This window comes from Acidovorax sp. FHTAMBA (assembly GCF_038958875.1).
Taxonomy (GTDB): Bacteria; Pseudomonadota; Gammaproteobacteria; order Burkholderiales; family Burkholderiaceae_C; genus Acidovorax.
In genome coordinates, this window is record NZ_CP152407.1 from 1,474,479 (window position 1) to 1,499,674 (window position 25,196).

At 64.3% G+C, this 25,196-nt stretch carries 20 protein-coding genes, 1 tRNA gene and 1 pseudogene; 14 read left to right on the forward strand and 8 right to left on the reverse strand.

The window, feature by feature from the left end:
• The first annotated feature begins 89 nt into the window (after nt 1-89).
• The gene (locus tag AAFF19_RS06850; protein ID WP_342721553.1) at nt 90-1,556 is read left to right on the forward strand and encodes a sensor domain-containing diguanylate cyclase; all 1,467 of its coding nucleotides are present in this window, start codon (nt 90-92) and stop codon (nt 1,554-1,556) included.
• Between the two features lie 32 nt (nt 1,557-1,588).
• Here the strand turns inward: AAFF19_RS06850 and AAFF19_RS06855 are convergent, their stop codons facing one another.
• The 4 genes and pseudogenes from AAFF19_RS06855 to AAFF19_RS06870 all read right to left on the reverse strand — a co-directional run bounded on the left by AAFF19_RS06855 (nt 1,589) and on the right by AAFF19_RS06870 (nt 5,445).
• A complete protein-coding gene (locus AAFF19_RS06855; protein WP_342721555.1) occupies nt 1,589-2,719 on the reverse strand; it encodes an HD domain-containing phosphohydrolase in 1,131 nt (376 codons plus the stop codon).
• Nucleotides 2,720-2,828: 109 nt separating this feature from the next.
• Nucleotides 2,829-4,062, reverse strand: a pseudogene (locus tag AAFF19_RS06860) (multidrug effflux MFS transporter).
• 338 nt (nt 4,063-4,400) lie between these two features.
• A tRNA-Lys gene (locus tag AAFF19_RS06865) sits at nt 4,401-4,476 on the reverse strand.
• A gap of 84 nt (nt 4,477-4,560) precedes the next feature.
• Nucleotides 4,561-5,445 (reverse strand): NAD(P)-dependent oxidoreductase, encoded by an 885-nt coding sequence (locus tag AAFF19_RS06870; RefSeq protein WP_342721556.1) that lies wholly within the window; start codon nt 5,443-5,445, stop codon nt 4,561-4,563.
• A 129-nt stretch (nt 5,446-5,574) separates the two neighbouring features.
• Between AAFF19_RS06870 and AAFF19_RS06875 the strand changes: the two genes are divergently transcribed.
• Nucleotides 5,575-6,456 (forward strand): alpha/beta hydrolase, encoded by an 882-nt coding sequence (locus AAFF19_RS06875; RefSeq protein ID WP_342721557.1) that lies wholly within the window; start codon nt 5,575-5,577, stop codon nt 6,454-6,456.
• Between the two features lie 199 nt (nt 6,457-6,655).
• Here AAFF19_RS06875 and AAFF19_RS06880 read toward each other — a convergent pair whose 3' ends face one another.
• The gene (locus tag AAFF19_RS06880) at nt 6,656-7,633 is read right to left on the reverse strand and encodes a GMP reductase (protein WP_342721558.1); all 978 of its coding nucleotides are present in this window, start codon (nt 7,631-7,633) and stop codon (nt 6,656-6,658) included.
• 280 nt (nt 7,634-7,913) lie between these two features.
• Nucleotides 7,914-8,621, reverse strand: a complete 708-nt coding sequence (locus AAFF19_RS06885; protein WP_342721560.1) for a hypothetical protein — start codon at nt 8,619-8,621, stop codon at nt 7,914-7,916.
• 43 nt (nt 8,622-8,664) lie between these two features.
• On the opposite strand from AAFF19_RS06885, the gene AAFF19_RS06890 reads away from it, so the two are divergent.
• Together AAFF19_RS06890 and AAFF19_RS06895 are read left to right on the forward strand one after the other, a co-directional pair.
• A complete protein-coding gene (locus AAFF19_RS06890) occupies nt 8,665-11,127 on the forward strand; it encodes a UvrD-helicase domain-containing protein (protein ID WP_342721561.1) in 2,463 nt (820 codons plus the stop codon).
• Between the two features lie 2 nt (nt 11,128-11,129).
• Nucleotides 11,130-11,702, forward strand: coding sequence for an AAA family ATPase (locus tag AAFF19_RS06895; protein WP_342721562.1), 573 nt, complete (start codon nt 11,130-11,132; stop codon nt 11,700-11,702).
• A 4-nt stretch (nt 11,703-11,706) separates the two neighbouring features.
• Here the strand turns inward: AAFF19_RS06895 and AAFF19_RS06900 are convergent, their stop codons facing one another.
• Nucleotides 11,707-12,306: a hypothetical protein gene (locus AAFF19_RS06900; protein ID WP_182118365.1), complete on the reverse strand. Its 600-nt coding sequence runs from the start codon at nt 12,304-12,306 to the stop codon at nt 11,707-11,709.
• A gap of 374 nt (nt 12,307-12,680) precedes the next feature.
• Between AAFF19_RS06900 and AAFF19_RS06905 the strand changes: the two genes are divergently transcribed.
• The 10 genes from AAFF19_RS06905 (at nt 12,681) to AAFF19_RS06950 (ending at nt 24,036) form a co-directional block, all read left to right on the forward strand.
• Complete coding sequence (locus AAFF19_RS06905; RefSeq protein WP_008903331.1) at nt 12,681-13,040, forward strand: hypothetical protein; 360 nt, start codon at nt 12,681-12,683, stop codon at nt 13,038-13,040.
• Between the two features lie 79 nt (nt 13,041-13,119).
• Nucleotides 13,120-16,710 (forward strand): hypothetical protein, encoded by a 3,591-nt coding sequence (locus AAFF19_RS06910; protein ID WP_342721563.1) that lies wholly within the window; start codon nt 13,120-13,122, stop codon nt 16,708-16,710.
• Between the two features lie 81 nt (nt 16,711-16,791).
• On the forward strand, nt 16,792-17,250 hold the full coding sequence (locus tag AAFF19_RS06915; protein WP_182118367.1) for a hypothetical protein: 459 nt from the start codon (nt 16,792-16,794) through the stop codon (nt 17,248-17,250).
• A gap of 77 nt (nt 17,251-17,327) precedes the next feature.
• Nucleotides 17,328-18,497, forward strand: coding sequence for a hypothetical protein (locus AAFF19_RS06920; protein WP_342721564.1), 1,170 nt, complete (start codon nt 17,328-17,330; stop codon nt 18,495-18,497).
• A gap of 38 nt (nt 18,498-18,535) precedes the next feature.
• Entirely contained in the window at nt 18,536-19,366 is an 831-nt protein-coding gene (locus tag AAFF19_RS06925) for a sel1 repeat family protein (protein WP_342721565.1), read from the forward strand.
• The gene (locus tag AAFF19_RS06930) at nt 19,366-19,923 is read left to right on the forward strand and encodes a hypothetical protein (RefSeq protein ID WP_008903326.1); all 558 of its coding nucleotides are present in this window, start codon (nt 19,366-19,368) and stop codon (nt 19,921-19,923) included. Before AAFF19_RS06925 ends, AAFF19_RS06930 begins: the two co-directional genes overlap by 1 nt.
• 83 nt (nt 19,924-20,006) lie before the next feature.
• Nucleotides 20,007-20,630, forward strand: a complete 624-nt coding sequence (locus tag AAFF19_RS06935) for a hypothetical protein (RefSeq protein WP_342721566.1) — start codon at nt 20,007-20,009, stop codon at nt 20,628-20,630.
• Nucleotides 20,630-21,379, forward strand: coding sequence for an OmpA family protein (locus tag AAFF19_RS06940; protein ID WP_182118369.1), 750 nt, complete (start codon nt 20,630-20,632; stop codon nt 21,377-21,379). The genes AAFF19_RS06935 and AAFF19_RS06940 overlap by 1 nt, the downstream gene beginning before the upstream one ends.
• A gap of 2 nt (nt 21,380-21,381) precedes the next feature.
• A complete protein-coding gene (locus AAFF19_RS06945; RefSeq protein WP_008903323.1) occupies nt 21,382-21,633 on the forward strand; it encodes a zinc-ribbon domain-containing protein in 252 nt (83 codons plus the stop codon).
• A gap of 180 nt (nt 21,634-21,813) precedes the next feature.
• The gene (locus tag AAFF19_RS06950; RefSeq protein WP_182118370.1) at nt 21,814-24,036 is read left to right on the forward strand and encodes a PhoX family phosphatase; all 2,223 of its coding nucleotides are present in this window, start codon (nt 21,814-21,816) and stop codon (nt 24,034-24,036) included.
• Between the two features lie 179 nt (nt 24,037-24,215).
• Here the strand turns inward: AAFF19_RS06950 and AAFF19_RS06955 are convergent, their stop codons facing one another.
• Entirely contained in the window at nt 24,216-25,181 is a 966-nt protein-coding gene (locus tag AAFF19_RS06955; RefSeq protein WP_342721567.1) for an IS30 family transposase, read from the reverse strand.
• Nucleotides 25,182-25,196: the final 15 nt, after the last annotated feature.

Below are 25,196 nucleotides of genomic sequence, written 5' to 3' on the forward strand. Positions count from 1 at the left end.
CAAGGTGCCAGCCTTTTTTCATGGCGGCGACGCTTCGGGGGCAGCTGTGATCAATGGCTCGTCAATAATGACCACTGGAGGAATCTGCTGTGTCTTCTTCGTTGTCGTCGGGTGCTGACTTTGAGCACATGTTTGATCTGGCGCCTGTGTCGCTCTGGCTGGAGGATTACAGTGACCTGAAACGGCTTTTTGACGGCTGGCGTGCCCAGGGAGTCACAGACTTGCGCTCCCATCTTGCGCAGGATCCGGGCAGGCTACGTCAGTGCAGCGCGGCCCTCAAGGTGCTCAAAGTCAACCGGCGTACGCTGGCGCTGTTTGCCGCCGAGAGCCAGCAAACGCTCGAATCAAACCTGGACAAGGTATTCAGGGATGACATGCACGACGCAGTCATCCATGAACTCGCCGCACTGTGGGCGGGGAAGCTGGAGTTTTCAAACCAGTCTGTCAACTACGCACTCGATGGCCGAAGGCTTGACGTCCAGATTCGTGCCCGCGTGCTGCCGGGCTACGAACAGGACTGGGGCCGCGTGCTGATTTCACTGGAAGACATCACGGCGCAGGTGCAGGGTGCTCTCCAGCTGCGGCGCAGCGAAAGGTACGCGCGCGACCTGTTTGAGCATTCACCGGTATCACTGTGGGTGGAGGATTTCAGCGCGGTAAAGGCACTGCTTGACGGGGTTCGCGCGAGCGGGATTGACGACTTCAAAACCTTCATCAAGGTACACCCTGAATTTGTCACACGTTGCATGCAGGAAATCCGTGTCATCGATGTCAATCAGCAGACGCTGCGCATGTTCGGGGCGTCCAGCAAGGAGATGCTGCTCAACAATATCGGGCGGGTATTCAGGGGTGAGATGCACGAATCCTTTGCCGAGCAGCTGCTCGATCTGTGGGAGGGCAAGACTTTCCAGCAGCGCGAAGTCGTCAACTACGCACTGTCCGGCGATGCGGTGTACATCCACATGCAGTTTTCGGTGTTGGCGGACTTTCTTGCCGACTGGGGGCTGGTGCTGTTGTCACTGGTGGACATCACGGCCCGCAAAAAGGCAGAGGCGTACCTGGAGTACCTTGGCAAACATGATGTCCTGACCCAGCTGCGCAACCGGGCGTTTTATGCCGAAGAGCTCAACCGCATCACCCGCAAAGGTCCGTGGCCTTTGTCCATCATCGCCATCGACCTGAACGGGCTGAAGGCGGTGAATGACGAGCAGGGCCATGCAGCAGGGGATTCACTCTTGCGCAGGGTGGGCGAAGTGCTGGCCAAGGCCGTGGATCCGCCGGCTTGTGCGGCGCGCATCGGAGGCGACGAGTTTATCGTGCTGTTGCCTGGCGTGGACGAGCGCAGCGCCCTGGCGCTTCAGGACCGGATTCTCTCCATGCTCGAGCTGAACAACCAGTTCTACCCGGGTCAGCCCGTCAGTTTGGCAATCGGCATTGCCTCATGCCAATCAGGCGATATGGTGGAGTCGGCCATCCACCGTGCTGACCAGGCGATGTATGCGGAAAAAACCAGGTACTACCAGGACAAGGGTGTTGACCGGCGGTACGCCTGCTAGCGTGGGCTGATCGGGGTTTGCTGAGAGTTGTTTCAGTGGGCGGGGACGGCGTAGCCGTACAGCCGTTCCGGTGGTACCCGGGAGAGCGAGGCTCGTTCTGTTGCGGGGCCCGTGATGGCGTACTCTGCGAGGGAGGTGTCGCGGTGCAGGGTCGTGCTGACTCCCTTGCCATGGTGGTCAGTCACTGCTGCCACCAGCGGGCAGCGCGCTTCGGGGCCGCGGCGCATCACGATACCCATCTCCCCGGACGCCAGTTTTACGAGATCCCCGGGGGGGTAGATCCCCAGCACCTTGATGGCTGCCATGGACAGCGGACCGCCCTTGTCCTCTTTGAACATGCACCGTGCAGCGTCCTGGATGGACAGTGATTGGCGCAGTTGCCTTGGGGTGATGCGTGCGATGAACACATCTGCCATACGGAGCACTTGCGCAGCCTCGCTGACCGTTGAAATACCCTTCGGATAGCCCGTACCCCCATTCTGCTCGTGGTGTTGCAGGACTGTGGTGAGCCACTCTGAATCGGCGACGCCGGCTTTCTCAAGGAGTGCGACGCTGTGTTCAGGGTGCAGTCGTATCTGCGCGCGTTGCCGATCGAGTGCGGGGTAGTCTTGCGCCGCCATGTGCGTCTGCAACTCTGCGATGCTTGCGTTCATCGTGAGCGCGGCCAGTGTGATCAATCGCGCGCGCTCGCTTGACCAATGCAGCTGCTGTGTCATCAGCCCGCACAGGAAGGCGGTATGGACGGCATGGCTGTATCCGTAGCGCAGGTGCTTTGCCTGATCTTGCCGGATGGCCACGAAAAGGCCGAGATCGGCGTCAACATCAGCGAGTTCCAGAATCTCGTCTGCCAGCGCGTGAATGGCGTCAAGGCCGTCGGGCGCGTCGCTGAAATGCGGCAGGATCACTTCCAGCGCGTCGATGGCGAGGGTCCAGCGGGTGTAAAGACTGATGGGAGGCTTGGCTTCCGGTTCCTGCAAGGCTTCCACAGCCTTGTACTCCTCCATATCGACAAACATGCCACGGTCCAGCAGGGTTTCCAGCTGGGTGTTGTTGTGAATGACGTGTCCTTGCGCAAGCAGCAAGGTGCAATCCTGGTTGCGCACATTCCAGGGTAGTGGGATGCCTACCCGGACTTTGCTCTCTACCAGTTTCAAAAGTTGCATGGCGGTTCTTTGAGCCTCCGGGCGTCGGACTGTCGGCATGCGCCCGGGGCGCCAAGGCGCCAATGCACGTCATTGTTGCAGCATGTGCGGTGATGCACAAATCCGAGGCTCAACCGGGAGTCACCGTTCGGCCAACATCGGGCCATCGCCGATGCAGGTACATCCATGCCGCCATGCCTATGCCCATCATGCACAGCGATGCCAAGGCCAGCAGAATGGTTGAATGCATGACCAGTGGGACGAGTACGCCCGCAACCACGCCGTTTGCTGTGGATCCCACAAAGGCCTGCATCGATGACGCCATGCCACGGCGCTCAGGGTGCAGGTCCAGTACGAGCAAGGTCACCACGGGCACCATCAACGCCCAGCCAAACGCAAAGAATGGCAATGGGCAACAACGACCAGGCTGCGTGGGGCGTGAACAGAAAGTTTGCTACCAGATTGCAGACCGCGACGCTGAACATGATGACAAAGCCGTGCCGTATCTGCTTTTTTGGAGGGATCCTGCCAGCCAGTCGTCCGCTGAGCCACGCGCCCGCCATGATTCCAGAAATGGTGAGTACAAAAAACCAGTAGAACTGGGTAGGCGCCAGGGCAAGGTGTTCGCCCAGAAAGGCGGGGGCTGCCAGTACGTACAGAAACATGCCATTGAAGGGAATGCCGCTTGCGAGTGCCAGCAGCACAAAGCGGGCGCTCGAACCCAGCTGCCAGTACCCGCGCATCAGATGCGGAATGTTGAACGGCTGTCGATGGTCGGCCTGCAGTGTTTCGGGCAACAGCCGGAAATTTGCGATCCATAGCACCACCCCGACCAGCGTCAGAAACCAGAAGATGCTGTGCCAGCCCGCGTGTACAAACAGCCAGCCGCCAACGATGGGTGCAATGGCAGGGGCAACACCAAAATAGATGGTCACCTGGCTCATGACCTGCTGTGCACGTGCGGGAGGGAACATGTCGCGAATGACGGCGCGCGACACCACAATGCCTGCGCCTGTCGACAAACCCTGCAACGCCCTGAACGCTATCAGTTGCTCGATGGTTTGCGACAGGGCGCAACCGGCCGAGGCCACCGTGAACATCGCGATTCCGCACAACACGACCGGCCTTCGTCCAAAGCTGTCCGCCAGCGCCCCGTGGAAAAGGTTCATGAATGCAAACCCGAACAGATAGGCAGACAGCGTCTGCTGCATCTCTATCGGGGTGGCATCCAGCGCTTTGGCAATGCCTGTAAATGCGGGTAAGTAGGTGTCGATCGAGAAAGGCCCCAGCATGCCCAGCACGGCAAGAAGGGCTGCCAGAGCCCATTGGGGTGCGCGCCAGAGCGTGTGGGCGTTGGGGTTCATGCGGAATTGGTAGCGGGGTCTGGTTTTAGCAAAGGCTCTGTATTGTCGGCACCCTGGCCCTTTTCCTTGCCTTGCTCATCGCTGCGAAAAACCTGGCGTGCGCCGTACAGGATCCAGCCCGGGTTGTGGGCATTTGGGGAGGCTCCCCCATGGTGTTTCAGTACCCCGGGTCAGGTGGCGTTGATTCTGTGCAGACGCTGCATCACCGATGCTCCGGTGAGTCTGCGGAGCAGCAGGCGCTGCATCACCGATGCTCTGGTGAGTCTGCGGAGCTCAAAAAAAAACGCCGCCGCTATCTTTGTAATAGCGTCGGCGCTTTGTGCCTTGCGGCCTGTGTTTGGTGGGTCCTGAGTGACTCGAACACTCGACCTACGGATTAAGAGTCCGCTGCTCTACCAACTGAGCTAAGAACCCAAACTTTTTTGTAAATCTGTCTGCGTTGCTGCAGAGCCTCGAATTATGCACTAACTTTTTGCCGGCTGGCAAGGGGTCTCAAAATTATTGCAGTGCGTTGCGGCTTGCCAGTTCCACAAACAGACCGCTGTGGTCCAGCTCGCCCAGCCCATGATCGACGCCTTGTGCATACAGATTCTCGAAGAGGGTGGTGATGGGCGCGTCGAATCCGATCTCACCCGCCGTTGCCAGTGCGTTGCGCATATCCTTGAGTTGGACGGCCATGCGGCCGCGTGGGGCAAAGTCACGGTCCACCATACGCTGTCCATGCAGTTGCAGGATGCGGCTGTCGGCAAAACCGCCCTGGATGGCCTCGCGCACCTTGGCCATGTCCGCGCCGCCCTTGGATGCAAACAGCAATGCCTCGGCGACCGCTCCAATGGTGATGCCCACGATCATTTGATTGGCGAGCTTGGTGAGCTGGCCGGCGCCGTGCGGGCCCACGTGGGTGGCCCGGCCACACGCAGCAAACAAGGGTTGCGCCCTTGCAAAGTCTTCAGCGCGGCCCCCCACCATGATGGCGAGCGTGCCGTTTTCCGCGCCCACGGTGCCACCGGATACCGGGGCATCCAGGTGGGCCAGCCCCATCTCGCCCAGGCGCGCAGCGTGGTCGCGTGCTTCCCTTGGCTGGATGGAAGCCATGTCAATGAACAGGGCACCTTTGCGCATGGCGCGCGCTGCGCCAGCTTCAAAAAGGACCTGTCCCACCGCCGGGCCGTTTTCCAGCAGGCTGACCACGACATCAGCCCCCTCCACGGCCCCGCCCGCGGTGTCGTGCACGGCGATTCCCAGCGCGGCCAGAGGCTCGGCCTTGGCCTGGGTGCGGTTCCAGGCATGCACAAGGTGGCCAGCGGCGTGAAATCGCCGGGCGATGGGCTGGCCCATCATTCCTGTGCCCAGCACGGCAATGCGAAGTGGGGTGGTGGTCATGGCGTCATTCATCCAGGATCGTTATCTTGGCGTACATCATGTGCTTTTTTGGTGCGTCACCCTGTCACGGAGCTTGCAGCGCCGCGGGATTGGAATGATGATGCCGCACCGCTACAGGAGACCCTACCCATGAGCCTGCCCCCGCATGACCCCGCCTGGCTGGAGCGCATGTACAACAACCGCGCGCTGGTGCCCGACCACATGGACTACCTTCAGCGCTGGGCAGACGAATCGGCCCGGGTGCGTGCAAGCCACCCCTGTGTGCTGGATGTGGCCTATGGCACGGGAGCGGGCGAAACACTGGACATCTTTCCTTCTGCACGGCCCGCCGCTGCAGGCGCTCCCGTGCTGGTGTTCATTCACGGCGGGTACTGGCGCTCGCTCGACAAGGCAGATCATTCGTTCATCGCCCCACCGTTCAACCAGGCGGGTGTGTGCGTGGTGGTGGTGAACTACGCGCTGTGCCCCGGCACGCCGGAGGCACCGGTCACCATTCCGCACATCGTTCGCCAGATGGAAAAGGCGCTGGGCTGGGTGTGGCGCCACATCGGCGAGCATGGGGGAGACCCCGCCCGCATCACGGTGGCGGGGCATTCTGCCGGGGGGCATCTGGCGGCTTTGCTGCTCACCAGTGTGTGGCCGCTCATTGGCCAGGGGCTCCCCGACCGGCTGGTGCGCAATGCGCTTTCCATTTCCGGCGTGCACGACCTGGAGCCGATCATGTACACCCCCATGTACCAGTCGGTGTTGAACCTCACCGACCAGCAGGTGCTGCAGTACAGCCCCGCGCGCCTGCTGGAGCCGCCTGCGGGTACGCTGTTCTGTGCGGTCGGCGCAGAGGAAAGCCCCGAGTTCCTGCGGCAGAACCAGCTCATGCAAGACGCCTGGGGTAGCCACTTTGTGCCGCGCAGCCAGGTGCTGCCTGGGCTGCACCACTTCAGCATCGTGGATGCGCTGGCAACGCCTGGGCATGACCTGCACCACATGGCGCTGAACCTGCTGCGGGCATGAACCGAAGCAAACCCCTGTGGCGCTGGGCGCCTTCCGCCTCCTCTCGGGAAGGGGGGGCGCCACCAGCGCACGCAAGTAGAGCGCCGCCTGCGCGGCATGGCGGCCCTTGCGCGGTGTCCGCTGGCCCAGGCAGTGCGCTGGGCATGCTTTGGTGCCCGATAGTGAGAAAGCCGTAGGACTACGCACCCGGCGCCCGCCCTCACATCAGCAGATGCTCACCGGCGTTGTCGCCGCCCAGGATCACGTAGTTCACCTTGCGGATATCCATCAGCTTCTTGCCGCCCGCGTAGCTGATGGAGCTTTGCACGTCCTGCTCCATCTCCACCAGCGTGTTGGCCAGCTTGCCCTTGATGGGCTCCAGGATGCGCTTGCCTTCCACGTGCTTGTACTCGCCCTTGTTGAAATCACTGGCAGAGCCGTAGTATTCCTTGAAGAGCTCTCCGTCAACTTCCACCGTCTTGCCGGGCGATTCTTCGTGGCCCGCAAACAGCGAGCCGATCATCACCATCGTCGCGCCAAAGCGGATGCTTTTGGCGATGTCTCCGTGGCTTCGGATGCCCCCGTCGGCAATGATGGGTTTGGTGGCCACACGCGCGCACCACTTGAGGGCCGAGAGCTGCCAGCCGCCAGTGCCAAAACCGGTCTTGAGCTTGGTGATGCACACCTTGCCCGGGCCCACGCCCACCTTGGTGGCGTCAGCTCCCCAGTTTTCCAGGTCGATGATGGCCTCGGGGGTGGCCACATTGCCTGCGATGACGAAGGCCTTGGGCAGGTGCTGCTTGAGGTAGCCGATCATGGCCTTGACCGTGTCGGCATGGCCGTGGGCGATGTCGATGGTGATGTATTCGGGCGTGAGGCCCAGGGCCACGAGCTGGTCCACCGTGGCGTAGTCCGGCTGCTTGACGCCCAGCGAGATGGAGGCATAGCAGCCCTTGGCATGCATGTCCTTCACGAACTGGATGTTGTCCAGATCAAACCGGTGCATCACGTAGAAGTAGCCGTTTTGCGCCATCCACGTGCAGATTTTTTCATCCACCACCGTTTTCATGTTGGCAGGCACTACCGGCACGCGGAACGAACGGCCGCCCAGCTCCACGCTGGCATCGCACTCCGAACGGCTTTCCACGCGGCATTTGCGCGGCAGCAGAAGGATGTTGTCGTAGTCGAAAATTTCCATGAGATTCCAAGCTCCATCAAAGGACGCGGCAAAACAATTTTTGCTGCGGTGGGCGCTTGGCTTGGGCCCGGCTTTGTGGGCACTGGCGTGTGAGCCAGCTCCGACCCCGCAAATTGCGCGGGCACAAAAAACCGGGCGTCAAGAAACTTGGGCCCGGTGCTTGATTCTACCGGCCTGCGCGACGGGCCCTATAACCTTGGTGGTATGAGCGGTATCACCAAGGCGCCCGGGGCTGCTGCGGTCGGTGTGCCGCTTACGACTTTCGGGTAGGCCGGGCGGCCTAGCGGCAAGCCGACTGTGCTGCGGCCACCACGCGGCCCTGCGCGTCCTGCACCCAGCCCACCATGCGCAGCCGCTCGGGTTGCGCGCCGTCCGGTATGCGCATGGACCGGGATTCCATCCATTTTGTTTGCTTTGAATTTGATAGCGTATCGCGCTTGTCCCATGTGCCCTGGAGCATATTTCTAACCATATTCCGGCCGACTCTCGTGCCTTCGGTGCCTGCCGGCACGGATTCCACCAGCAGCAGATAAAACGCCATCGCATCGGGCGCCGCGCCGTAGCGCCGTGTGGGTGTGAATGCGATGGCGGTGCCCAGATAGTCGTTGAAGGGCAGGCCATGGGCCACGCGCAGGCGGGCGGGCCGGGCGCCTTCCACCGCGGCGGTGTACACATCGGTGGCCGCAGGGGGTGCGCGGCCCAGGGCCTGCAGTCGCGCCAGTGCATCGTTGGTGGCGGCGGCCGAAAGGGGGGCTTCATCACCGGCCTGGCCCGGCACGATCCAGTCCAGCACCACCGCACCTGCGGTGGCAGAGGGCGACGGTGTGGCTGCATCGGTCCAGCAGGCCTCGCAGTCTGAGCTGATGAAGCGCTCGAAAATGGCCACGGGCTGCGGCGTGCCGTCGCTGCTGCAACTGGCCTGGGCCAGTGCAGAGGATGGCTGGGCCAGAACCAATACGCTGGCCAGGGTGCAGGCAATGTTTTTCATGGGCAGATGAAGCGGGCGCCGGGGCGGTTTCTACAATGGCCGCATGTTCCCACAAGACCCGTTTTCGGGCGCGCCGGATGCCCTGGTGCCCCCACACTCCGGTGCAGCCTCGGCCGCATCGCCCCTTTTGGCCAATCTGAACGACGAGCAATTGGCGGCCGTCACGCTGCCCGCAGGCCACGCACTGATACTGGCGGGCGCAGGCTCGGGCAAGACGCGTGTGCTCACCACCCGCATCGCCTGGCTGCTGCAAAACGGCTACGCCACGCCCGGCGGCATTCTGGCTGTCACTTTCACCAACAAGGCCGCCAAGGAAATGGTGGCGCGGCTGTCGGCCATGCTGCCGGTCAACGTGCGTGGCATGTGGATTGGCACCTTCCACGGCCTGTGCAACCGGCTCTTGCGCGCGCACCACAAGGCGGCGGGGCTGTCGCAGTCGTTCCAGATCCTCGACACACAAGACCAGCTCTCGGCCATCAAGCGCCTTTGCAAGCAGCACAACGTGGACGACGAGCGCTTTCCGCCCAAGCAGCTGTCGTACTTCATTGCCAATTGCAAGGAAGAGGGCCTGCGCCCGGGCGATGTCGAAACGCATGACAGCGATGCGCGCAGAAAGGTCGAGATCTACCAGCTGTATGAAGAACAATGCCAGCGCGAAGGCGTGGTGGACTTCGGCGAGCTGATGCTGCGCAGCTACGAACTGCTGCGCGACAACGACCCGATCCGCGAGCATTACCAGCGCCGTTTTCAGCACATCCTGGTGGACGAGTTTCAGGACACCAACAAGCTGCAATACGCCTGGCTCAAGCAGCTGGCGGGCAATGAGGTGGGCGGGCGCTTTGAAGCGCGCGGCAGCGTCATCGCCGTGGGCGACGACGACCAGAGCATCTACGCCTTTCGCGGTGCGCGCGTGGGCAATATGACCGACTTTGTGCGCGAGTTTGATGTGCAGCGCCAGATCAAGCTGGAGCAGAACTACCGCAGCTACAGCAACATTCTTGATTCGGCCAACGCCCTCATCAGCCACAACAGCCGCCGCCTGGGCAAGAACCTGCGCACCACGCAGGGCGCGGGCGAGCCCGTGCGCGTGTACGAAGCCAGCTCTGACCTGGCGGAGGCGCAGTGGATGGTCGATGAGATCAAGCAACTCGTGCGCAACGACGGCTTTGAGCGCAAGGAAATCGCCGTGCTCTACCGCAGCAATGCGCAAAGCCGGGTGATCGAGTCGGCGCTGTTCAACGCCAGCGTGCCCTACCGCGTGTACGGTGGACTGCGCTTTTTTGAGCGTGCTGAAATCAAGCACGCACTGGCCTACCTGCGCCTGTTGGAGAACCCACACGACGACACCAGCTTCACGCGTGTCGTCAACTTTCCGCCGCGCGGCATTGGTGCGCGCAGCATCGAGGTGCTGCAGGACGCGGCCCGCGCCGCCGGTTGCTCGCTGCACGACGCGGTGAGCGCCGTGCCCGGCAAGGCGGGCGCCAACCTGGGCGCGTTTGTGGCCATGGTGGACGTGCTGCGCGAGCATACGCAGGGGCTGAACCTGCGCGGCATCATCGAGCAGATGCTCGAATCCACGGGCTTGGTGGAGCACTTCCGCACGGAGAAGGAAGGCGCCGACCGCATCGAGAACCTGGAAGAACTGGTCAACGCCGCCGAGAGCTTTGTTACGCAGGAAGGTTTTGGCCGCGACGCCGTGGCCCTGCCACTGGACGAGCATGGCACGCCGCTCACCCAGAGCGCCCAAAGCCCGGTCAGCCAGGGGCTGGACCCCAACGCACCGGTGCTGGACGAACCCCTGAAGCCCGCCGTGCCGGGTATCGTGGACGCCGACACCGGCGAAACCCTCTCGCCCCTGGCCGCCTTCCTGACCCACGCCGCGCTCGAAGCGGGCGACAACCAGGCCCAGGCCGGCCAGGACGCCGTGCAACTGATGACCGTGCACGCCAGCAAGGGGCTGGAGTTTGATGCCGTGTTCATCGGCGGCATGGAAGAGGGCCTGTTCCCGCACGAAAACTCGTCCACCGAACGTGACGGCCTGGAGGAAGAGCGCCGACTGATGTACGTGGCCATCACCCGTGCGCGCAAGCGCCTGTACCTGAGCCACTCGCAAACGCGCATGCTGCATGGGCAGACGCGCTACAACATCAAGAGCCGCTTTTTTGACGAGCTGCCTGAGGCCGCGCTCAAGTGGATCACGCCCAAGCAGCAGGGGTTTGGATCGTATGCTCCTAATTCAGGAGCAGGTGGCGCTTATCCATCAAGCGCTAGAGGCCAATTTGGCTTCAAATCCGAGACCTTTGCGAGCCCTCCGGTGCCCGTGCAGAAGACTGCACCGTCCCACGGCCTGCGCGCAGGCATCAACGTGTTCCACACCAAGTTCGGCGAAGGCAAGGTGCTGGCCATCGAGGGCACGGGCGACGACGCGCGCGCGCAGGTCAGCTTCCCGCGCCACGGCACCAAGTGGCTGGCGCTGTCGGTGGCCAAACTGACGGTGGTGGATTGACCATGGCCGCTTCCCCGGCGCCGTTGCCGGTGCTGGTGGTGCTGGGCGGGTTGCCCGGCGTGGGCAAGAGCAGCGTCGCACACGCCTTGCTGTCGCAGTGGCCCGCGGTGTATCTGCGCATCGACACCATTGAACAGGCACTGCGGGACTCCAACGTGCTGGCGGGCGGCGATGTGGGAGCGGCAGGGTACCTGGTGGCATACGCCCTGGCGCGCACACAGCTTGCGCAGGGCTTGCCGGTGCTTGCTGACTGCGTGAATCCGCTGCAGGTGACGCGCAACGCCTGGCGCTCCGTGGCGGAGGCAGTGCAGGTGCCGTCGCTGTTCGTGGAGGTTGTCTGCACCGACGCAGCGGAGCACCGGCGCCGGGTGGAAACGAGGGTGGGCGACGTGGCCGGATTGGCCGTGCCGACCTGGGATGCCGTTCAGCGCCATGACTACGCGCCCTGGGCAGAGGGCCGTGGCCACCGTCTCCTGGTGGATACCGCCCGTTTGAACGCACGGGATGCCGCCGCGCTGGTTCTGGCGGCCCTGCGGTCGCAGATCACGCCGCGCGCTGCAGCGCCCCCAGGCTGATGGATCAGGCGGGCAGGCAGCGCGCCACCGTGTCGGGCAGCGCCAGTTTTTCTGCAAACCATCCATTGCGCTCGGGCGACACCAGGGCGCCCAGGCCTTCCATCACCGTGACCTCGGCGCCGGCCTTTTGGTCCCGGTAGCACTTGCCCAGAAGCTCCAGCGTGTTCAGCAGGGATTGCGCCTGGGCCTCCGATGTTTTTTGAAGCGCCTGCGCCTGCTGCCTGAGCCAACCTTCGTAGGCCTCCAGGCTGGCCTGTGGCAGCTTGGCGCGCTCGGCCTCGGGAATCATGCTTGCATACAGGGCCTGCAGGCTCTGCGTACCTGACTGGCCCATGACCAGCACGGCGTCATAACGCGTGTCGTACGACCCTTGGCGATGGATCACATGGCGGATGTGGTACCGCAGGCGACCGCTCTCTCCGCCCAACGTCCGGATCAGGTCGCGTGCCGCTGCACTGTGGCGATCGCTCGCAAACTGTGCCTCCAATGCGGCCGACAGCTGTGCGTCGCTGGGGTAGCTGATGGCGGGGCCTGAAGGGGAACACCCCAGGAGGGCCCACACGGTGGCGATATATGCGCCGCTGCGCGTGATTATTGATTTCATTTTTATGACAGTTTGAAGCGAATATCTGTTCATTTTATTAATTGGGAAGATGACTGAATGTGTATGTCATTTCATAATGATCTGAAATGTAAATACTTGTTATATCGCAGGAGTTGAATTGACAAGTGTCGTGCGCCTGTCCACTGTGGAAATCTGCGCCACATCGAGGTCAATGGTGTTCTGCCGCTTACCTACTGGCCAGCGCTGCGCATCAATTTGATCTGATCCAACGCCTGTGGATAACACAGGGCAACCAGGGCTCGGTCACTCGGTACATTTGATTACCCATTGGCTGGCGCGCTCCACAAGAATCCGTTTGCAAGCCGCAACAGGCTGCCCGTCGATTAATTTCAACTCTTTGAAGGATTATGGATATGCGCAAACTCGCCATTACCACCGTCGCCGCGCTGGCCTTGACCTGCGGTGCTGCCTTTGCCCAGAGCGGCAACGTTGCCATCCCCGGCCTGTTCTCGGGCAAGGGCTCTGCGGGTTCCGAGGTCACCAACAGCCGCATCACCGTGACCGGGAACAAGGCCACGAACGTGATCGCTGGTGGCGGCAAGGCCGGCATCAAGGTCGGAGAAATCTCCATGGAAGGCGTTGCCAACGTCAACAGCGTCAACATCACCGGCTCCAAGATCCGCAACTCCGAAATCACGGTCAGCAATAACGAGGCCACCGACATCAAGGCCATCGGGGGCACGGCCAATGTGAACAGCATCAACATCAACTGATCGCCCACAGGCCAGCAATGCAGGCCCCCGGCGCTGCCCGGGTGGCCTGTGAAACGAACACCAACACAAAGGGCTGCGGGTGCAACCATCGCGCAACACAACCAAGTCGCCACGCGGGGGCGCTGGCGCCACCCTGTGGCTGCTCGCAGCCTCGATCACGGTGACGCCGATACAGGCAGCGGCGCAAGAGTCGATGCTGGGGGGGCTGGGCTGGCACAAGAACAGCGCTGGCACCGAAGTGGACGGCACGAGCCGCATAGGCGTGCAAGGCAACCAGTCCACAGGCCCCGTGGTGTCCACGGGCGGCAAGGGTTCCGCCCTGGCCAATGCAGGCATGCGCGTGGATCTGGCAGGCACGGCCCAGGCCAACGGTATCGGGCTGGCGGCCATGCAGGTTCGCCAGTCGCAGGTGCAGGTGCTGGGCAATCAGGTCAACGGTTTTGTGCACGCGCTCGGCGGTGCAGCCACGGCCAACATGGTGCTGGCCGCCAGCGGCACGGGGGCCAAGCCGCTCACGTCCAGTCAAGTGATGGTGCAGGGCAACCGCGCCGCGGAGGTGGCCGCGTTCGGCGCCAAGGCCGAGGTGCTGCTGGGCACCGGGTCGCTGCAGATGCCCGGCCGTGCCACGGCCAACAGCGTGCTGCTGGATGCGACACAGGTAAGAAACTCCGAGCTGCATGTATCTGGCAACGAAGCACGTGGCATCACGTCCATTGGCGGCTCGGCCCTGGCCAACGCGCTTACGGCCGCGCGGTCCAGCCTGGACACCACCCGCGTTGTGCAAACCGCCAACCGCGCTGAAGACGTGCGTGCGGGTGGTGGCAGCTCTGGCGTGGGGCGCGGCACCATCGCGCAGGTCGACCTGAGCGGTGTGGCCGCTGCCAACGCAGTGATGCTCGCCTCCAGCGAGCTCAAGGGCGCGCAGCTCACGCTGGCGGGCAACGAAGCCCGCCAGGTGATCGCCACTGGCGGCAGTGCGCTGGCCAACAGCATCAGTTTTTCAGACCACCAGCTTGCGGACTCCGCGGGCTACCGGGGCAGCGTGTCGGGCAATAGGGCGCGCAATGTCCAGGCCTGGGGTGGGGAGGGCAGCATTCTGGGCGGGGCACTGGCCGATGTCCGGGTGTCTGCTGCAGCACTCGCCAACACCATCTCCGTCAGCCGTGGCGAACTGGTCGCCGGGCCAGTGCACCGCCTGAGCGGCAACGAGGCGCGCGATGTGGTTGCCACCGGCGGCGGCGCGGCAGCCAACAGCCTGTGGCTGGACAACGCCACCGCACAGGGCGGCCAGGTGCTGCTGGCCGGCAATGCGGCCGAGCAGGTGCGCACCGCCGGTGCATCGGGCTCGATCGGTGGCGGCGTGGTGGGCGCCATGGAGCGCAACGGACGCGCCCTGGCCAACACGGTGGTGGCAGACCACCAGTCCACGCTCGATCGCGCAACCATTGCCGTCAGCGGCAATCAGGGCAGGTCAATCACAGGGTCGGGCGGGCTGGCCGCTGCCAACACGCTCATGGTGACCGAAGGCCGCGTGCAGGGCTCTACCGTCACCCTGGCAGGCAACCGGGCGGACGGCGTGCAGTCCACAGGCTATGCCGCGCAGGCAGGGGGCGGGCTGCTGTTTTCTGCCAGCCAGCAGTCGGCTGCGCTGGCCAACACCCTGGCCGTCACGGGCTCGCAGCTGGATGCTTCGACGCTTACCGTGGCAGGCAACACCGCGTCGCGCCTGAATGCGCGTGGCGGTGCACTGATGGCCAACAGCGTGGCGCTCGAAAACGGGTCGGGGGCGCCTTCGCAGCTCTCTGCCGCCGGCACGCTCAGTGGCAACAACGCCAGCGACATTGCCACCACTGCCGACTCCGTATCGGGTGCGGGCGGCCTGGCCGGACGCGAGAGCCGCGCGCGCGCCGCCGCCAACGCGCTGGTGCTGCACGACGGCGCGCTGGTCGACGCATCGTCGCCCTGGCTCATTGCGGGCAACACCGCGCGCAACGTGCAGGCGCTGGGCGGCACCGCGCTCGTCAACGCGCTGGCTGCGTACCGCGGTGCACGCGTGCAGGGCAGTCCCGTGGTCATTGCGGGCAACACCGCTGACGACATTCGCGCCACGGGCAGTGGTGCACAGGCGCTGGGTGTGGGCACCAAGTCCAACGGCGTGCTGGCGGCCAACGGACTTTATATGGATGGCTCGGGCACCCCCGCTCTGGCACAGAGTAGCCTGCAGGTCGCGGGCAACACGGCACGTGGGCTCAACGCCGACGGGGGGCGCATCAACACCAATGCGCTGGCGATCAATGCGCAGGGCCGCGTGGACGCCAGCACGCTCACGCTGGCGGGCAACACGGCGTCGGACGTGCGCAGCGAGGGACGCGAAGGAACCGTGGCCGGGTTTGCCGCCTTCGGCAAGGGTGTGGGCCAGGCCAACGCCAACGCAATTCAGGTGCTGGGCAGCATGCGCGCGGCCAGCCTGCAACTGCTGGGCAACACGGCGGGCCGCGTGCACGCCACCGAAGGCCTGGCGGCCGCCAACAGCTTTTCGCAAGGTGCCGGGGGTCGTGTGGATGCGCTTCAGACGCTGATCGCTGGCAACACCGCCGGGTCCACCCAGGCAGACGGGGGCAGCACGGCGCTGGCCAACAGTGTGCAGGTGGACGGCACCGTGCAGGGCAGCTCGGTGCAGGTTGCTGGCAACCAGGGAACCGCGCAGGCGTCTGGCCGCGACGGCCTCGCCAACAGTGTGCGCGCCCAAAGCCGTGGCCGCATTGCGGCGTCTTCCGTCACCGTGACCGCCAACCAGGGCGCGGCCCAGCAGGGTGTGGCCAACAGTGTGGACGTGGGCGGCAGCCTGCAGGGCGGCAGCATCACCATCCTGGGCAACCAGGGCTCGGCGCGCGAAGGTGGCGCCATCAACAGCGTGGTCGGCAACGGCCGCATCACGGGCAGCCAGATCACCATCCTGGGCAATGCGGGGTCTGCCAACGGCGGTGTTGCCAACAGTGTGCGCGCCGACGGCAGCATCACGGCATCCAGCATCACCATCCTGGGCAACCAGGCCAGCGCGCAGGGTGGCAATAGCAAGGTCAGCGGCGTTACGGGGTCGGGTTCGATACGCGGCAGCCAGATCTTGCTGGCGGGCAACACCGGCCGTGCTACCGGCGGCGGGCTTGTCAATGGCGTTCACAACAGGGGCAGCATCACCGGCGCACAGTTGGTGCTGACAGGCAACCAGGGCAACGCCACCGGGGGCGGCACTGTCAACAGTGTGGACAACCGAGGGCAACTCTCGGGGCGCGTACTCATCGCGGGAAACCGGGGGAGCGCAACCCTGGGGGGCACGGTCAACTCGCTGGTCAATCAAGGCGTGATGGCAGGCACTGTGGTCATTGCCGGGAACCAGGGCAACGCAGCCGTCGGAGGGGTCTCCAACTCGGTGATCAACCAGGGTGTGATCACCGGCGCGGTGACCATCGTGGGCAACATGTCGGCCGCTGCTGCGGGCATGACGTCCGGAAGTGTGCGCAACGTGGGTGGCGCCATCACAGGCGTCGTAGGGGTTGCGGGTAACGCTGCGTTCGCCGCCAACCCGGGCTACACCTACACCATCCCCTCTACGGGCGTGGTGAACCAGTCCGTGACTGTGCTGCCTGCCGTCAATCTGCTGAGCATGTAGGTGGTCTGACCCCGCAAGGCGCCGTCTGCCCGGGGCAAACCGATGTTCCGATTTCTTTGGATACCCATGAAGGAGTTGCAAATGAAGAATACACGCGGAGATTCGGGTCGGCGTGCGTTGCGCGCATTCGGCGGGCACTGCGTTGCCGGCGTCCTCGTGCTGTTTGCCGCAGGTGCGCAGGCGCAGATGGTGAACTACGGTGAACAGCTCGGCGCCTACAAAGACATGGCGCAAAGTGGTGTTCGGCTCAATGACGGCGTTTACCCGTCGGTCAGCGCCAAGGCGCGTGTGAACCGCGCTATTGCGCAAAACACGTTGGTGGAACAGAGCGCGCTGGTGCAGCCGGATGGCACGCTCAAGCTTCCCGACGGGCAAAAAAACATCGTTATCCGGTCGACCTATTCCGATGTACAGCGCGGCGCGGACGGTAGCCTGCGTATTGCCAGCCCGGTCATTCAAGGCAATGTGAACGGCAACGTGACGTTGTATGTGGAAGGCAAGGGTGTAGAGAACATCACCGTACTCAATTCGCGGCGCTGACTACGCGCCGGGGTTTCTGCAAGCATGGCCCCGGGGAGAGCGGGCGCCGCGGATATCACCAAACAACACCAAGAAACATGACCACACAAAGAACCCTGCGATGGGGAGCGCTGATGCTCGCAGTGGCCGCTATGGCTGGCTGCGCCTCCACCGAAAACGCGCTCAAGGACGCCAATGCCTTGCTTCAGGAGCGTGAGGCCGACAAGCTGCTGCCTGTGACCAACCTCAGTCCTTACTCGCTGGCGCTGGGCCGCTTTGGGCGCATGCTGGATATCTATAAGGAGGGCGACCCCGTCCTGTACATGCAGACGCGCAGCATTCTGGATGCCACCAACCTGTCGAGCCCCCTGGTGGGCGCCGAGATCCCCGGCGACATCACGGAGATGGTGCGCACTGCGGTCAACCGCATCGGCGCGCGCGTGGTGTACGTGCCTTATCACCCGGACTATCTCGTCTCGCAGGCCCAGCTGGGTGCCAAGTTTGGGGTCACCATGCCCGACTTTCTGATCACGGGTGCGTTGACCGAATTTGACCGCGCCATCGCGGGAGCAGGGAGGGTCAATTCTGCTGGCATCGAGTTTGGTGGCGGCAACGGCAAGGTCACCATGGGTGGCGACATGAAGCGTACGGCGATCTATTCGGCGCTGGCGCTGGACCTGAACCTGGTGAGCTTTGCCACCCAGCAGATGGTGCCGCAGATACAGGCCTCCAACGTGGTGAAGGTGCTCAACTTCAGCTCCGAAGACAACGCGAGCCTGGGCTTTTATGGCGACGCCTTTGGCTTCAAGCTGGAGGGCAAGTACCTGCAGGGGCGGCATTCGGCCATCCGTACGCTGGTGGACCTGAGCGTCCTGGAGCTGATTGGCAAGGCCACCAACACTCCCTATTGGCGCTGCATCCCCAACGGTACGCCGGACCCTGTGGTGGTGGAAAACATGCGCGCTGCCTACAACGGACTCACTCCGGAACTTAAACTGGGTCTCATCCAGGTCACGCTACGCAAATACGGCGAGCCAGTGCAGGTCACGCAAAAATTCGACGACGACACACGGCGTGCGCTGGAGAAGGTGTATGCGCAACGGTACGCGTCGCTCGGGGCTGTGGACGTGATGAACTGGGACGGGTTTGAGCCTCTGTTCTTTGGGGTGCCGATGGCGTGGGAAAACGCGCAGGCCAATGCCCCATCGGGCGCTCCATCTTCCCCTGCCGCAGGCGCTCCGGCGGGCGGTGTGAAGGCGGGCTCATGATTCAGGGGGCAAGAGCTGTGGCGCAGTGCTGCGCAGGTTTGACAGCCCTCCTGGCGCTGCACGGGGCAGTGATCGCACAGGTGCAGGCGCCGCCCCCTACGCCGGCCGGTGTGTCTGCGCAGGCGCCCGCTGTTACGCAGGCCCAAGCCCAGTCGCCGACACCGGCTCAGGCACAGGCGCCCGCCCAGGCCGGGGCTCCTGCTGCGGGGGTTGGGGCTCGGTTCATCGAATCTTGCAACGAGGCTCTGCAGCGCGGCGTGGCCGAGCTCGGCTGCCAGGGCCCCATCTATCGCAACGAACTGGAGCGGCTCAAGCGCGAGGCGCTGAACACCCAGAACCCGCAACTGCTTTCGTTCGTCGGCGACGCGTACCAGAACCCGCGGTCGGGCCTGGGGGACATGGGCCAGGCTTACCGCTGGTACCTGCTGGCGGCCGTGCGTGGCGATCCGCGTGCCATGCAGCGCCTGACGGAAATGAACCGCAAGGGCCAAGGGGTGCCCAAGGACAACGTCAAGGCCCTGGGGTATGCGCGCCTTCTGGAGCGCATGGCCCAGCCCGACAGCGGTGAGCGGCCCAACGTGCTTTCACTCATCAACGAGCTGGGTGCCGAGATGGCGGTGGAAGAAGTGGCATTGGCAGAGCGTTTTGCGGCTGAACTGGAGGCGCGTATACAGCGCCAGGCGGCGGGCTCGGGTGGCGACGCGGCCGCGCAAGCCGCTCCCGCAGCCGGGCCCAGCCGCGCGGGCGGGGACCTGCCCGGCATGTCGGGTGTGCCGCGCAGTGTGCCCGGTGCCATGGGCGCGCCTGCGGCCGGGGCGGCGGTGCCTGGCACCACACTTCCAGGCACCCCTTCAAAGGTCACTCCCTGATGCAGTGCCTGCCCTTCAGTTTTTTCTGCGGGCTGGCCGGTTCCGCCGTACGGGGCAGCATCCGTGCCGATGTGCAGGCGCGCGGTGCGCACGCACGCGCGGGCGGTACTGCTGTTCTGCTGGTGCTGACCTTGTGGTGCGCGGCCCCGGCAGATGCACAGGCGGTCGGCCCGGTGGACGCCGCAGGTGTGAATGGCACACCGGGGCCCACGGGTCCTATCGGAGTGGACGCAGGCCGCAACCAGCGCAGCCGTCACCAAGCGCCGGCCGCACCACCTGCTGCACAACCCGCCGCTCGGGCTGATGCCGGCAGCGGTAGTTCGCACACCGGCAACCGGATCGAGGTGACGGGCAACGCAGCGTCAGGCACCGCCGGGTGCAGCCCGGACGGCACAGCGTCCGTCAACAGCATTGATGTCACGGGCGCGCGGCTTGAAGGCAAGACCGTCATCGTGCAGGGGCGCAATACCAATGATGTGAAGACGCCGCGCGACTGCCCGGGCGCGCGGCCGCACGGGCCAGGCAGCGGGCAGACCAACAGTATCCGGATCCGCTGAGTTGCACCCACAAGCAGTGGCCTGCGCCAGCGCATGCAGGCGCTACCGCCCCCAAGAACATTGAACCAGGAGGATCACCCCCAATGAATCGCAACTCCAACCTGCGCATGCCCTTTCCTCGTGGTGGTGCGCTGGCCCTGGCGGCCGCTTTTTTGCTGGCGGCCTGCAAGGACGGCGCTCCTGATGCGCCGGTGACCGCCGCGCCATCACCCGTATCGTCCACCGCGGCCGTCCCGGTTGCGCCTGCCAGCGCCGTGCCTGAGTCGACGGCGCAGGCGCCAACACGGCCCCAGACCCTGCCTGCGCCGCCGGGCCCCACTGCGGCGCCCAAGACAGTGCCGCTGGCCATCCAGGGGGTCGCCGAAGCCGGTGTCACCGTGCGGATCAAGGCGGTGGAAATCGGTGCGGATGCGACAGTGCTCGACGTAAGCATCTCTTTTGCCAACCGCATTACCGACACCACCATGCTGGCGCTGGCCGACACCTATCTGCAGGACGAGAGCGGCGCGCGGCTGCACATCAAGCGGCCGGACAACAACCGCGACATCACCATCCGCGAGGGCGAAACCCTGGACGGCAAGCTCGTGTTCATGGGCGCTGTGGCGCCCACGGCGCGCAAGCTCAAACTCGTGTTCAATGACGGCAACGAGAGCGACAACATCGTGGCGCCGGGGCTGGTGGTCGATCTGCCCCTGCAGGGCGGCTGATGCTCGCCCAGCGTTGGGCGGTGCTGGCCGCAATGCACGCACCCTGCGCGTTGGCCACCGTGGGGCGGGCGGTGGCGGTGGTAGCGCTGTTGCTGGCTGCCTCGGCAGAGCCGGTGCAAGCGATGGAAGTAGTGCGCAGCAGCCGCTCACTTGCCGCTGTGCCGACGCAGCTGTCCCCTGCGCCTGGTGCGCCCTCGACCGATCTGTCTGCGCACCGGCCTGCGGGGGGGCTGGTCAGCAGCACCCGCGACACCACGCTGCAGCGCCGCGCCGCCCCGCAGACCATGCTGCGCGAGGCCGAGGTGCCCCCAGCGCGGCTGGAGCAGACCCGCGCGCTGCTGGTGGAGCTCAAGGCCCGCCCCACACCCGAGCAGGCGATCTCTATCGACCTGCCGGCCGATGTGCTTTTTGATTTTGACAAGTCCGACTTGCGCGCCGACGCTGCTGCGCCGCTGAACAAAGCGGGCGAGCTCATCAAGAGCTATGCCACTGCCCCGCTCACCGTGCGGGGCCACACCGACGCCAAGGGCTCCGACGCCTACAACGACGCGCTGTCGCTGCGACGCGCGCAGGCGGTGGCCCGTGCGCTGCACGCGCAGACCGGGCGGCAGGCTGCGGTGCAAGGCCTGGGCAAGCGCCAGCCGGTGGCGGCCAACACCACGCCAGACGGACGTGACGACCCCGTGGGGCGCCAGCTGAACCGGCGCGTACAGATTCTCATTGGCCTGCCCGACAAGGAGGGCCGGTAACCATGGCACTCATCAAATGCCCCGAATGCGCGCGCGAGGTGTCGTCCCACGCGCCCGCCTGCCCGGCCTGTGGCTACCCGCTTCAGGCCACAGGCGCCCCGCCCGCACAGCCGCACAGCGCCCTGCAGTCGCCGCATGTGTGGGGGCGCGTGGCCGTGGCCTTGGGCGCATGGCTGGTCACTCCGTGGATCGCCAGGCTTATCGTGGCGCTGGCGGTGTGTGTGCTGGCGTATTTCATGTTCACGGGGCGATGACGAACCGCACCCCCGCCATGTGAACTCGGCAACGAAGACTTTTTGGATTGCCAGGGTCCGTGTGATGGGGCGGGCGCTTCAACGCTGCGTTGTCATCAAACCGCCGCAAAAGCTTCATGGGGCTGTCATCCCCGGTTCTTACGCTCCACTGGTTCTGTAAACCAACAACCGAGGAACCCCATGAACCACCGCGTGGATGCGCCCGAGCAGGCGATTGACTTCAACAACGAGAACTCCAACACCTCTGCCAACCCCACGTTTGATGCGGTGCTGGACGCTCGCCTGTCGCGCCGCGGGCTGTTGCGCGGCGGTGTGGGTTCGGTGGGTACGGCCGTGCTGGCCGGTTTTGGCGTGACGGCCTGTGGCGGCAGCGATGACCCTGTGGTGGAGCCGCCTGCCGCGCCCAAGCTGCTGGGCTTTGGTGCCGTGCCCAAGAGCCTGGCCGACGTGGTGGCCGTGCCTGCGGGCTACACCGCCAGCGTGCTGTTTGCGCTGGGCGACCCGATGGCCCCAGGCGTGGCCGCGTACAAGAACGACGGCACCGACGGCGACTACGACAAGCGCGCCGGTGACCACCACGACGGTATGGAATGGTTTGGCCTGGGTGCCGACGGCAAGCGCAACGACAGCGCCACCGATCGCGGTCTGCTGGCCATCAACCACGAAGCCACCACGGACGAAAAGCTGTCGTCGTTCTTTCTGCACGCCGATGGCGGCACATCCACGCTGCCCCGCCCTGCGGCTGAAGTGGACAAGGAAACCGACATCCACGGCATCGCAGTGATCGAAGTCGCCAAGACCGGCGGCAAGTGGGGCTATGTGCAGAACTCGGCGCACAACTTCCGCCTGACTTCGCTCAGCCCCATCGAGATCGCCGGCCCCGCGCGCGGCAATGCGCAGCTGATCACCAAGTTCTCTCCCACCGGCGTGATGACGCGTGGCACGCTGAACAACTGCGGCACCGGCAAGACGCCTTGGGGCACCTTCCTCACCGGCGAAGAAAACTGGTTTGGCTACTTCACCCGCGGCGCTGCCGATGACGCCGCGCGCGGCAACGACAAGAGCGTGACGGCCCTCAAGCGCTATGGCCGCAGCCAGGGCGCCGCATCGCGCCACGGCTGGGAAACCGGCGGCGCAGACGACAAGTACCAGCGCTGGAACAACAGCAAGACCGGCACCTCGGCCGACGGCAGCGACGACTACCGCAACGAAATGAACGGCATGGGCTACATCGTCGAGATCGACGCCTACGACAAGACCCGCATGGCCAAGAAGCGCACCGGCCTGGGCCGCTTTGCGCACGAAAGCGCGGCCTTCGGCAAGGTGGAAGCCGGCAAGCCCCTGACGGTGTACATGGGCGACGACTCGCGCGGCGAATACATCTACAAGTTTGTCTCCACCGCCACGTGGAACCCGGCCGATGCCAGTGCCAACGACCGTATGGCCATTGGCGACAAGTACCTGGACAGCGGCACACTCTACGCCGCCAAGTTCAACGCCGATGGCACGGGCACGTGGGTGGAGCTGAGCCTGTCGAACACCGCTATCGCCAGCTACGCCAACTACAAGTTCGCCGACGCGGCCGACATCGCCATCAACACCCGCATTGCCGCTGATGCCGTGGGCGCCACCAAGATGGACCGCCCCGAGTGGAATGCCGTGAACCCCGCCAATGGCGAGATCTACTTCACGCTGACCAACAACAGTGCCCGCAGCGTGAACCCCACCGGCAGCCAGTACCTGCCCGACGCCGCCAACCCCCGTGCCTACACCGACATGAAGGGCACCAGCGAGCAAAAGGGCAACCCCAACGGCCACCTGGTACGCCTGAAGGAAGGCGCCACCGCCACCGCCTTCACGTGGGACGTGTACCTGTTTGGCGCCGAAGCCGGTGCCGACAAGGCCATGGTCAACCTCTCTGCCCTCACGGCCGACCAGGACTTCTCCAGCCCCGACGGCCTGGTGTTCAGCAAGGCCACGGGCATCTGCTGGATCCAGACCGACGACGGTGCCTACACCGACGTGACCAACTGCATGATGCTGGCCGCCGTGCCTGGCAGCGTGGGCGACGGCGCCAAGAAGACGCTGAGCTACACCAAGGCCGATGGCAGCAAGCTCGACATCGTGACCCCCGTGGGCAAACCCGCCACCGAGAACACGCTCAAGCGCTTCCTGGTTGGCCCCAAGGGCAGCGAAATCACCGGCCTGGCCGAGACGCCCGATGGCAAGGCGATCTTCGTGAACATTCAGCACCCTGGCGAAGGCACCGCCCTGGCCAATGTGGGCGATGCCACCAAGTACCAGAGCCAGTGGCCCGCCAATGCTGGCTACGGCGCGGGCAAGCGCCCCCGCTCGGCCACCATCGTGATCACCAAGAACGACGGCGGCGTGATCGGTACCTGAAGGCTGCCCGCCACCGCCTGCGCTGCGCCCGGCTGCGGCGCAGTGCCTTGCCGCTTTGGACCGTCAGGTTCAAAGCGGTTTTGTCATTTTTGCTATCAATAGTGGAGCTGATTGCGCATATCCATCAAGCGCTGGAGCCTGTTTTTGCTCGCAGATTCAACTACAAAGTGCACCGAATTTCAGTGTAACGGACGAATCTCCAAGCCCATGAACACCTCGTGGGGAGTGCGGTAGTTGAGGCACTTGCGGGGTCGGTGGTTGAGCCGGTAGAGCGCATCGTCAACTTCGTGCTGCGAGACCCGGCGCTGGTTGGTGCACTTGGGGAAGTACTGGCGCAACAGGCCATTGGTGTTCTCGTTGAGCCCACGCTCCCATGAGTGGTAGGGATGCGCGAAGTACACATCCGCCCCCAGACTGGCGGCGATGAATGCATGCTCAGCAAACTCCTTGCCATTGTCGAACGTGATCGTTTCGCACAGGTGTTTGTGAGGTCGCAGCAGTGCGATCACAGCCTCGGTCACCCCTGCGCTGTGGCGCGAGTCCAGTTGCTGCGCCAGTGTGTAGCGGGACTTGCGCTCCACCAAGGTCACCAGTACCCCTTGGTGGCCCTTGCCGACCACGGTGTCACCCTCCCAGTCACCTATGCGGCTGCGTGCGTCAACGATGGCGGGGCGCTGCTCTATGCAGAGCCGATCTTTGAGTGTGCCGCGCCGCTCTTGTCCGCTGCCGTAGCGCTTGCGTCGCACCTTCTGGCAGCGCAGGTGTTTGATCAGCTCACCGCCTTTGCGTTTGTCGTCATAGATGTGCTGGTAGATGCATTCGTGGCTGATGGTCAGCACGCCCTCCAGCCGCAGCCGTCCGCTGACCTGCTCGGGAGAGAGCTCAAGGCGCAGATAGCGGTGCACCTGGCTCCACTGCTGCGCATTGAACTGGCGTGCATTGCGCCGTGCCCTTTGGCGGGCACGGGCTCGCTCATGAGCGCGGGCGGGTTTGTAGCCTTGGGCTCCAGCGTTGCGATTGAGCTCGCGGGTGATGGTCGAGCGGCTTCGATTGAGCTGTGCGGCTATCACTGCCAAGCTTATGTTTTGACGACGCAGTGCGTGGATTTGGTATCGTTCTTCTCGGGTCAAGTGGGTATAGGTCATGGTGCAACGTTTGGG

What these genes read in the sequence shown, in the direction of transcription:
- AAFF19_RS06920 (WP_342721564.1), top strand. Translation starts at nt 17,328, where the DNA reads ATGACCACACAAAGAACCCTGCGATGGGGAGCGCTGATGCTCGCAGTG.
- AAFF19_RS06950 (WP_182118370.1), top strand. Translation starts at nt 21,814, where the DNA reads ATGAACCACCGCGTGGATGCGCCCGAGCAGGCGATTGACTTCAACAAC.
- AAFF19_RS06940 (WP_182118369.1), top strand. Translation starts at nt 20,630, where the DNA reads ATGCTCGCCCAGCGTTGGGCGGTGCTGGCCGCAATGCACGCACCCTGC.
- AAFF19_RS06895 (WP_342721562.1), top strand. Translation starts at nt 11,130, where the DNA reads ATGGCCGCTTCCCCGGCGCCGTTGCCGGTGCTGGTGGTGCTGGGCGGG.
- AAFF19_RS06935 (WP_342721566.1), top strand. Translation starts at nt 20,007, where the DNA reads ATGAATCGCAACTCCAACCTGCGCATGCCCTTTCCTCGTGGTGGTGCG.
- AAFF19_RS06900 (WP_182118365.1), bottom strand. Translation starts at nt 12,306, where the DNA reads ATGAAATCAATAATCACGCGCAGCGGCGCATATATCGCCACCGTGTGG.
- AAFF19_RS06905 (WP_008903331.1), top strand. Translation starts at nt 12,681, where the DNA reads ATGCGCAAACTCGCCATTACCACCGTCGCCGCGCTGGCCTTGACCTGC.
- AAFF19_RS06915 (WP_182118367.1), top strand. Translation starts at nt 16,792, where the DNA reads ATGAAGAATACACGCGGAGATTCGGGTCGGCGTGCGTTGCGCGCATTC.
- AAFF19_RS06955 (WP_342721567.1), bottom strand. Translation starts at nt 25,181, where the DNA reads ATGACCTATACCCACTTGACCCGAGAAGAACGATACCAAATCCACGCA.
- AAFF19_RS06875 (WP_342721557.1), top strand. Translation starts at nt 5,575, where the DNA reads ATGAGCCTGCCCCCGCATGACCCCGCCTGGCTGGAGCGCATGTACAAC.
- AAFF19_RS06890 (WP_342721561.1), top strand. Translation starts at nt 8,665, where the DNA reads ATGTTCCCACAAGACCCGTTTTCGGGCGCGCCGGATGCCCTGGTGCCC.
- AAFF19_RS06930 (WP_008903326.1), top strand. Translation starts at nt 19,366, where the DNA reads ATGCAGTGCCTGCCCTTCAGTTTTTTCTGCGGGCTGGCCGGTTCCGCC.
- AAFF19_RS06885 (WP_342721560.1), bottom strand. Translation starts at nt 8,621, where the DNA reads ATGAAAAACATTGCCTGCACCCTGGCCAGCGTATTGGTTCTGGCCCAG.
- AAFF19_RS06870 (WP_342721556.1), bottom strand. Translation starts at nt 5,445, where the DNA reads ATGACCACCACCCCACTTCGCATTGCCGTGCTGGGCACAGGAATGATG.
- AAFF19_RS06880 (WP_342721558.1), bottom strand. Translation starts at nt 7,633, where the DNA reads ATGGAAATTTTCGACTACGACAACATCCTTCTGCTGCCGCGCAAATGC.
- AAFF19_RS06855 (WP_342721555.1), bottom strand. Translation starts at nt 2,719, where the DNA reads ATGCAACTTTTGAAACTGGTAGAGAGCAAAGTCCGGGTAGGCATCCCA.
- AAFF19_RS06945 (WP_008903323.1), top strand. Translation starts at nt 21,382, where the DNA reads ATGGCACTCATCAAATGCCCCGAATGCGCGCGCGAGGTGTCGTCCCAC.